6 protein-coding genes and 1 pseudogene are annotated in these 8,352 nt (G+C 66.4%); all 7 read right to left on the minus strand.

The window, feature by feature from the left end:
* A partial coding sequence (locus DM995_RS02755; RefSeq protein ID WP_198669238.1) for an alkaline phosphatase D family protein occupies positions 1–765 on the minus strand: 765 nt, incomplete at its 3' end.
* 94 nt (positions 766–859) lie between these two features.
* The gene (ychF, locus tag DM995_RS02760; protein WP_066277192.1) at positions 860–1,960 is read right to left on the minus strand and encodes a redox-regulated ATPase YchF; all 1,101 of its coding nucleotides are present in this window, start codon (positions 1,958–1,960) and stop codon (positions 860–862) included.
* Between the two features lie 90 nt (positions 1,961–2,050).
* Positions 2,051–3,046, minus strand: a complete 996-nt coding sequence (locus DM995_RS02765; protein ID WP_116968420.1) for an SDR family oxidoreductase — start codon at positions 3,044–3,046, stop codon at positions 2,051–2,053.
* Between the two features lie 127 nt (positions 3,047–3,173).
* Positions 3,174–4,793: pseudogene (locus DM995_RS02770) on the minus strand (PhoX family protein); the annotation flags it as partial.
* Positions 4,794–4,883: 90 nt separating this feature from the next.
* Positions 4,884–5,495, minus strand: coding sequence for a 50S ribosomal protein L25/general stress protein Ctc (locus DM995_RS02775; protein ID WP_023837756.1), 612 nt, complete (start codon positions 5,493–5,495; stop codon positions 4,884–4,886).
* Positions 5,496–5,614: 119 nt separating this feature from the next.
* Positions 5,615–6,535, minus strand: a complete 921-nt coding sequence (locus DM995_RS02780) for a TraB/GumN family protein (RefSeq protein WP_116968422.1) — start codon at positions 6,533–6,535, stop codon at positions 5,615–5,617.
* Positions 6,536–6,572: 37 nt separating this feature from the next.
* Positions 6,573–8,352, minus strand: a 1,780-nt coding sequence (locus DM995_RS02785; protein WP_116968423.1) for a patatin-like protein, incomplete at its 5' end; no start/stop codon positions are given.

Raw genomic sequence — 8,352 nt, forward strand, 5'->3', positions numbered from 1 at the left:
CTTGCCGCCGCTGATCCCGGCGACCCAGTTGTTCTCGATCTCGTGGTCGTCGAAGGTCGGGAAAAAACTGTGCGCGGCATGGGCGCGCTGCAGATCGGTATCGGTCTTGGTCTGGGCGTAACGCTGGCGATAATCGGCCAGGTCATAGAGGTTCTGGCCGACATGCAGACGGACCGGCACCTGAAGACCGCCGCTGAAATAGTTGGCGCGGGTCGGGCTGCCGCCATATTCGTAGATATAGTCGCCATAATGGAAGACGAAATCGAGGTCCTCGCGCGCGAGGTGAGCGTACGCGCCGTAATAGCCGTCCTCGAAATTCTGGCATCCCACGACGCCGAACTTGAGGCGCTCGACGGCCGCCTGCGCGAGCGGCAGCGTGCGCGCGCGGCCGCTGAAGCTGCGCTCTCCGCCTGCGGTGAAGCGGTACCAATAGGGGCGCTGCGGCTGCAGCCCGCCGACCTCGACATGCACGCTGTGCGCGGTCTCGGGTCGGGCGATCACCTGGCCCTTCGCGACGATCGTGGCGAAACGGTCATCGCTCGCCACCTCCCAGTCGACCGCCATCGGCGCCATCGGCATCCCGCCATGCGCTTCGAGCGGATCGGGGGCGAGCCGGGTCCAGATGACGAAACCGTCGGGCGAGGGATCGCCCGAGGCGATCCCCAGCGCGAAGGGGAAGGTGCGAAACACGCTCTGCGCCCTGAGGATGCCGGGCGCGGCGAGAGCGAGCGGCGCGGCGGCGATGAACAGGCGGCGTGAGAGCATCGGTCGTGGTCCTTCGAGGGGTGGCGGCGCTGCACCGCCATGCCCGGATTATCTGACAGGCCTGTGACGGCCCGGAAGCGGGCCCCTCAGAGGCTCAGACGTTGAACTTGAAGTGCAGCACGTCGCCGTCCTGAACGACATATTCCTTGCCTTCCTGGCGCAGCTTTCCGGCATCGCGCGCGCCGGCCTCGCCATTGAGCGCGATATAATCGTCATAGGCGATGGTCTCGGCGCGGATGAAGCCGCGTTCGAAATCGCTGTGGATCTCGCCTGCCGCCTGCGGGGCCTTGGAGCCGACCTCGACCGTCCAGGCGCGCGCTTCCTTGGGGCCGACGGTGAAGAAGGTGATGAGGTGGAGCAGATCGTAGCCAGCGCGGATGACGCGGGCGAGGCCGGTCTCCTCGAGCCCCAGGTCCGAGAGGAATTCCATCCGTCCCTCATGGTCCATGCCGACCAGCTCGGATTCGATCGCGGCGGAGACCACGACGGCCTCTGCACCTTCGGCTTTCGCCTTTTCGAACACCCGCGCGCTGAACGCATTGCCGTCAGCCGCGCTGCCCTCGTCGACATTGCAGACATAGAGCACCGGCTTGGAGGTGAGCAGCTGCGCCTGCGCGAGCACGCGCGCTTCCTCGTCATCGGCAGGCTCGGTCAGCCGCGCGGGCTTGCCTTCGCGCAGCAGCTCGAGCGCCTTGCCGAGCACCGATGCGCCGATCTTCGATTCCTTGTCGCCCTGCTGGCCGCGCTTGACGAGGCCGGGGACGCGCTTCTCCAGGCTCTCGAGATCGGCGAGCAGCAATTCGGTCTCGACCGTCTCGGCATCCGAGATCGGATCGACCTTGTTCTCGACATGCTGGATGTCGTCATCCTCGAAGCAGCGCAACACGTGGACGATGGCGTCGACCTCGCGGATATTGCCGAGGAACTGGTTGCCCAGCCCTTCGCCCTTCGACGCACCGCGCACCAGACCCGCAATGTCGACGAACGCCAGCTGGGTGGGGATGATCTTCTGGCTGCCCGCGATAGCGGCCAGCTTGTCGAGCCGCGGATCGGGCACCGCGACATTGCCGACATTGGGCTCGATGGTGCAGAACGGATAGTTCGCCGCCTGCGCCGCCTGCGTCTCGGTCAGCGCGTTGAACAGCGTGGACTTGCCGACATTCGGCAGCCCGACGATACCGCATTTGAAACCCATGATTATCCCAGCCTGAAAGTGATTGTCGGCGCCTGCGCCGACCCTGGCTGCGCCCTAGCGCCATTGCCGGGGCAATTCCAGTGCCTCCGCTCAACCGATATCGTGCACCGCCTTGACCCACGGGCCATAGGGAGAGCTGCCCAGCATCTGCATCTGCACCCTGGCAGAAACCTCGTTGATCGCCTCTTGCGGCTTGGGTCCGGGATGGACGGCACGGCGCAGCGGCCGCTGGCCGGCGGGCAGCGCGATGATCCCGGCGATCGTGCGCGGTACATCCATCGGATCGGCCGAGCGACCGCTGCCGTCCTCCGTGCCCATGCGCGCCACCACCGCCGGATAGGCCGCCGCGCGCTCGGCATCGAGCCGCGCCTTGAGCGCGCCGGTATAGCGATTGCGATTGCGCCAGACATCGGTGGGATAGCCGCCCGGCTCGATAATCGTCACGTCGATGCCATGCGGGACGAGTTCATAGGCCATCTGCTCGCTCAACGCTTCGAGCGCGAACTTGGTGGCGGAATAATGCCCGCCATTGGGGACGATCACCCGGCCGAGCTGCGAGGAGATGTTGACGATCAGGCCGCGCTTGGCCTTGCGCAGCGCGGGCAGCGCCGCGCGCGCGACGCGCTGGGCACCGAAGACATTGGTGTCGAAGATCAGCTTCGTCGCCTCCATGTCCTGCAGCTCGATCGGGCCGGTAATGCCGATCCCGGCATTGTTGATGATGACATCGAGCGCGCCATCGGCCTGGGCCTCGGCTTCGCGCACCGCCTTGGCAACCATGGCATCCGACAGGACATCGAGCTCGAGCACCGAGATGTCGAGCTTCTCGGTCTCCGCCGCGTTGAGCAGTTCGCTGGCCTGGGGGCGCGGCAGGTTGCGCATGGTCGCGAACACCTTCGCACCGGCGCGCGCATAATGCAGTGCACCCAGAAAGCCGAAGCCGGTCGCGGCGCCGGTGATGAGGATGGACTTGCCCTTGAGATCGGGGACTGCCGCCGACTGCGCTGCGGCACTCGGCGCGAACGCGGCAATACTGGCCAGCGCTGCGCCGCCAAGCACGTCGCGGCGATGGGGAAATTCGGCCATGGCTGTCACTCCTGAAAGACTGCGGCCGCCAGCATCGCAAAACCTGCTGGCGGCCGCAAATGTTTCAGGGACTTGAGCGTGCCTGTTACGGTTAACCCTCAGCCCGCAGCGCGAAGTTGCGGCACGATCAATTGCCGACCGGCTGCTTGTCGGTCCGCGTCACCACGATGGTCGACGAGCGCGGCTTTTCGCCGTTGATCGGCCAGTTGCCCGTCGGGTGCTGGATGTTGATGAAGAAGTCTGTGAGGCTGGGCGTATAGGCGATGCCGGTGATCTCGCAGCCGAGCGGACCGACCAGGAAGCGCTTGGACTGCTTGGTCTTCTGATCGACATAGAACATCGCATTGTGCCCGAACGCCTGGTCGATGGTCACGCCGCTGACGCCCGAGGTGCCGGGGACCGAATGGTCGGTCTGCACCCACATGCGGCCCTGCGGGTCGATGCGGATGCCATCGGGGCTGGAGAAGGTATCGCCGCTGATATTGCCGACCAGGTTTTCGCCACCCGGACGCAGCGCCGGATCGCCGGCGAGCAGGAACAGCTCCCAGGTGAAGGTGGTGGCGAGCGGCGAATCGCCCGATTCGCGCATCTTCAGGATATGGCCGTGGCGGTTGGTGACGCGCGGGTTGGCGGCATCGGTGACGCGGCGGCCCGAATTGTTGGTCAGCGCGACGAAGATGGCGGTGTTGTCGGGCGCCACCGTGATCCATTCCGGACGATCCATCACCGTGCCCCCGGCGACGCGCGCCGCCGACTTGGTGTTGATCAGCACATCGGCCTGGTTGCGGAAATCGACGACGGTCGGGGTGGGCGGCGTGGTCGACTGGCTGACATTGCCGGGATCGCGCGCGCCGACGACTAGGCCGTTCTGACCCTGTTGCAGCAGACGCCATTCGCCGGTGCCGTCGGCGTTGAAGCGCGCGACGAACAGCTGGCCGAAATCCAGCATGTCGATATTGGCGGCACGGTTGGTGGCGCTGAACGCGCGTTCGCAGACGAACTTGTAGATGCAGCCCGGGGTCGCATCGTCGCCCATGTAGAAGGCGACGCGGCGATCGGCATTGGCCATGAACGCGGTATTTTCATGGTCGAACCGGCCCATCGCGGTGCGCTTGGTCGGCTGGGCGAGTTCCTGGAACGGGTCGATCTCGACCACCCAGCCATAGTCGGTCGCGGGCTGGCTCGGGTCGATATAATTGTCGGTGGTTTCCTCGCAGGTCAGGTACGTGTTCCACGGGGTGCGGCCGCTGGCGCAATTGTTGAGCGTGCCCTTGATCGGGTTGCTCAGCAGCCCCGCCGCCGGACCGCCGACGCGATAGGCCGAGTTGCCCGTGTAGCGCTTGTTGTAGCGCGAATTGGGGACGACCGACCATTTGCCGTCGGCGCCCTTGGCGATCTCGACCACGCCGACACCGACCGCCGAGAGCGCGAGCTGGCGCTGCGCCGGGGTCGCGGCTGCCGGGTTGGCCTGAACCGCATTGGCCTCGGCATCGCTCATCAGGATGGCGAAATCGGGATATTCGAAATTCACTGCGAGCACGCCCGACGTGTTGGCGTCGGTATTGGGGATGGCGAACAGCTCCATGCCGTCATGGTTGCCGCCGGCCCATTTCTCGGCCTGGCCGGGGGTGGGGAAGGCGCCCGAGAAACCGGCAACGCCCGGTTCGATCACATCGCCCGCCTTGAGCAGCACGGCGGTTTCATAGCCGGTCGGTACGGTGACGCGGTCGTTCTGATTGGCCGGGACAGGGGGCGGGGAGAGGGGCGCTTTGCCGGCCTCTCGACATTCCCCTCTCCCAACCCTCTCCCCAGGAGGGGAGAGGGCGAGAAAGATGGATTACTCGCCAGCCGGCGTTTCGTTGTCGCCTTCGCTCGACTTCAGCGCCGAGGGAGCAACGATGGTGGCGATGGTGAAATCGCGGTCGGTGATCGCCGAGGTCGCGCCCTGGGGCAGCTTGACCGCGGAAATGTGGATCGAATCGCCGACATCGACACCGGTGACGTCGATTTCGATCTCGTCGGGAATGTTGGTCGCGTCGCAGACCAGTTCCAGCTCGTGACGGACGATGTTGAGCACGCCGCCGCGCTTCAGGCCCGGCGAGGCTTCTTCGTTGACGAACACGACGGGCACGGCAACTTCAACCGTCGCGCCCTTGGCGATACGCAGGAAATCGACATGGATCGCGCGGTCGCTCACCGGGTGGAACGCCACGTCCTTGGGCAGGGTGACGATCGTCTTGCCATCGACCTCGATCTCGACGATCGAGTTCATGAAATGGCCGGTGCCGAGCAGCTTGTTCAGCGCGCGTTCTTCGACATGGATCGTTTCCGGATCCTTCTTGTCGCCGTAGATGACGGCGGGTACACGGCCTTCGCGGCGGAGTGCACGGGAGGCTCCCTTGCCTGCCCGATCACGCAGCTGGGCCGACAGGGTAAGCGTATCGCTCATAAACTGTCTCCAGATTGTAGATGGTCAAAATATCCCCGGCCACGCCTCCAGGGATGACCATGGCGTCGGGGAAGCGGTGCGCATAGTCGCGACTCTCGCGAAAAGCAAGCGTTTCGGGCCTATTGGACGCGCGTGATCTTATAACCCTTCGCCTCGAGCAGCGCCTGCACGCTGTCGTCGCCCGCCAGATGCGCCGCGCCGACCGCGACAAAGGGCCTGGCGCCGAGGTTCAGCAAGTCCTCGATCTGCGCTGCCCAATCGCGGTTGCGGCGCACCAGGATGCGCTCGCGGATCTGCGGGCGTTGCAGCAGGCCGCGATTGGCGGCTTCCGCCAGCTTTTCGGGCTCGCCCTTGAGCCACGCGGTCACCATGTCGCGATAGGCTCTGGGGGCATTGTCGGCATCCGCGATCACGCTCTCCAGCATCGCGCGCTGGTCGGCCTCGTCGAGCTGGTCGAAATAGGTGAACTGGCGCGCGGGCGTCTCGAGGCCGATCACCGGCTTGTCGCGCCGCCGATAGCGCGCGGCGAGCACGCGCTCGACGCCCTCCTCGCGCACCATCGCCAGATTGGCGGTGGCGGCGCCCGCGAGCGAGATCGCCGCGGCCCAGCTTTCGAGCGTCTCGAAGCGCGCGGGCGACAGGCGGCTCGCCGCGCGCAGCGCCTCGCCCTTGTCGCGCAATTCGGGCGGCAGGCGATCGGCAAGGGGCGGCTGGCCGGGACTGTTGCCGAGCTGCTGGAACGTCTTCGTGATTTCTGCCGAATCCTCCAGCCCGACGACCTCGAGCACCAGCCGGTCGGACCGGTCCATCGCCTTCTTCATCTTCGGGCTGATCCATTTCAGGTCGGAGGGCAGCGCGTGGATGCCGCCGAACAGCCAGGCCTCACCGCCATTCGGTCCTTCGACATGCCAGAGCGCGGGCGTGCCTTTCTTCGGCCCGTCCCAGGCCGCCATCCCCATGTCGAGAAACGGAAAGCCGCTGCACGCCTGGATCAGCAGGAGCAGCGGCAGCATCAGCCAGCGGGCGGTCGTGGAATTCATGCGGCCAAACTAGGGATGCCGGCGCGCAAAGCAAAGCCTAGCCGGCAAAGGCCGCCTCGATTTCGCGGCGGATGCCGGGGACCAGGCCGGAATCGGTGGTGAGCACCGCTTCTTCCTCGTCGCAGATCGCGAGGAACGCGCGGCGCTTGAAATCGGCGAGCAGGTGCGGCGGGAACAGCGCGCCATCGGGCATGGCCGAAGCGATGATGTCGATCAGCCGCTCGGCCCCGTGCAGCCGGCCCCAGAGATAGTCGTTCTCGCGATAGGCGCGGCTGAAGAACGCGCCGAAGCTGTTGAACTGCACGCCCTTCAATGTCGCCTCGGCACCGCCCGGGCGGATCGAATGGCAATCGTCGGGCGAGATGCGGTCGACCTTGATCGGGTCGTACTCGTTCTGCCCCTCGCCCTGGAGCAGCGGCAGCGTGGCGATGTCGTAGAACGGAAAGCCGAGATAGGCGAGGAGCAGCGAACGGCGGCTCTCGCGCGGCAGCAGCGCGAGCGCCGCCGCCAGCTGTTCGTCGACGATGGCGTCGGCGCTGCGCAGGTCGCGGCGCGCGGCCAGCTCGGCGATGGCCATTGCGGGATCGTCGATCGCGCCTGCGGCAATATCGGCAAAGCCCTGGCCGAGATGATCGGTGGTCTCGCGGTCGAGATATTGCGAAAGGCAGGCGTACAGCGTCTCGTGCATCGCGACCACCGCCTCGGGCGGGGTGCGGCCCGATTGCGCGATATCCTCGCCCAGCCGCCGCGCCAGAAAGCGCAAGCGGCGGATGCGGAAGCCCAGGTCCTGGGTGCGGAAGAACAGGATCGCCTCGTCGCTCGCCCCGCCGCTCTTGCCCGAGAGCCGGTCCATGCCGCTGCGGTGCAGCTCGGCACGGATCGCCTCGCGCAGCCGCTCGGCATAGAGCGCGCGCGGACCGCGATGCGCGCGGCGAAGCGTGTCGACCATGTCCTCGACGATCGTCGCGAGCTTCAATTGCGCATAGGAGGCATAGGCAAAACCCGCCATGTGCGCGGCGCGATCCTGCGCCTTGTTGCGCCATTTGGTCAGCCGCTGCGGGGTCGGGCTGTCGAGGAACAGGGTATAGCCGAACAACCTGCTCACCGTTTCCTCGACTTCGGCGCGCAGCGCATCGGTGATCGCGCGCATCTGGCGGACGCGCGAGGAGCGGCGCTCGATGCCTTCCAGATTGTCGCGGATCGGCTGTTCGCGCGGAATGTCCGAGATCGCGCCGAAAATGGTCGAGAAGAAGCCGGGCAGGCGCTGGCCCATGGCATCGCGCTCGCGCGACTGGTCCATGCCGCCGACAATGTCCGGCTTGGGGTCGATATAGACGAAGCGCCGGTCGATTTCGCGATGCGCGGGCCGGTCGCGCAGCGCGTCGATCGCCTGGGCGAAGGGCGCGTTGGCGAGCACCGACCCGTCGATCAGCACCGCGCTTTCGGCCTCGCCCGCGGCATATTGCTGCGGGAAGACGCGCTCCAGAAACGCCTCGCGCCCGGGCCAGTGCCTTTCGCGCCGCGCGAGCATCCGGTCCATCTCGGCGACGTTGAACGGCGGAAAGGCGCCGGGAAAGCTCGCGGTCGCGCGCGCGGCGAACACGAGTTCGGCAGGATCGGCGAGCGAATCGTCGCGGCCGCGCAGATAGCGAAAACCGATCGACAGCCGGTGCTCGGTCTCGACCACCTCGGCCGGGCTGTTGAGCCGCAGCGTTTCGAGATGCCCGCGAAAATCGGTGACGGTGACGAACAGGTCGAGCGGCTGGCCGAGCGGCAGCAGGCGCGGGCCTGCCGGTGTCGCTGCCATCGCCTCCATT

The organism is Blastomonas sp. UPD001, from assembly GCF_003426715.1.
Lineage (GTDB): Bacteria > Pseudomonadota > Alphaproteobacteria > Sphingomonadales > Sphingomonadaceae > Blastomonas.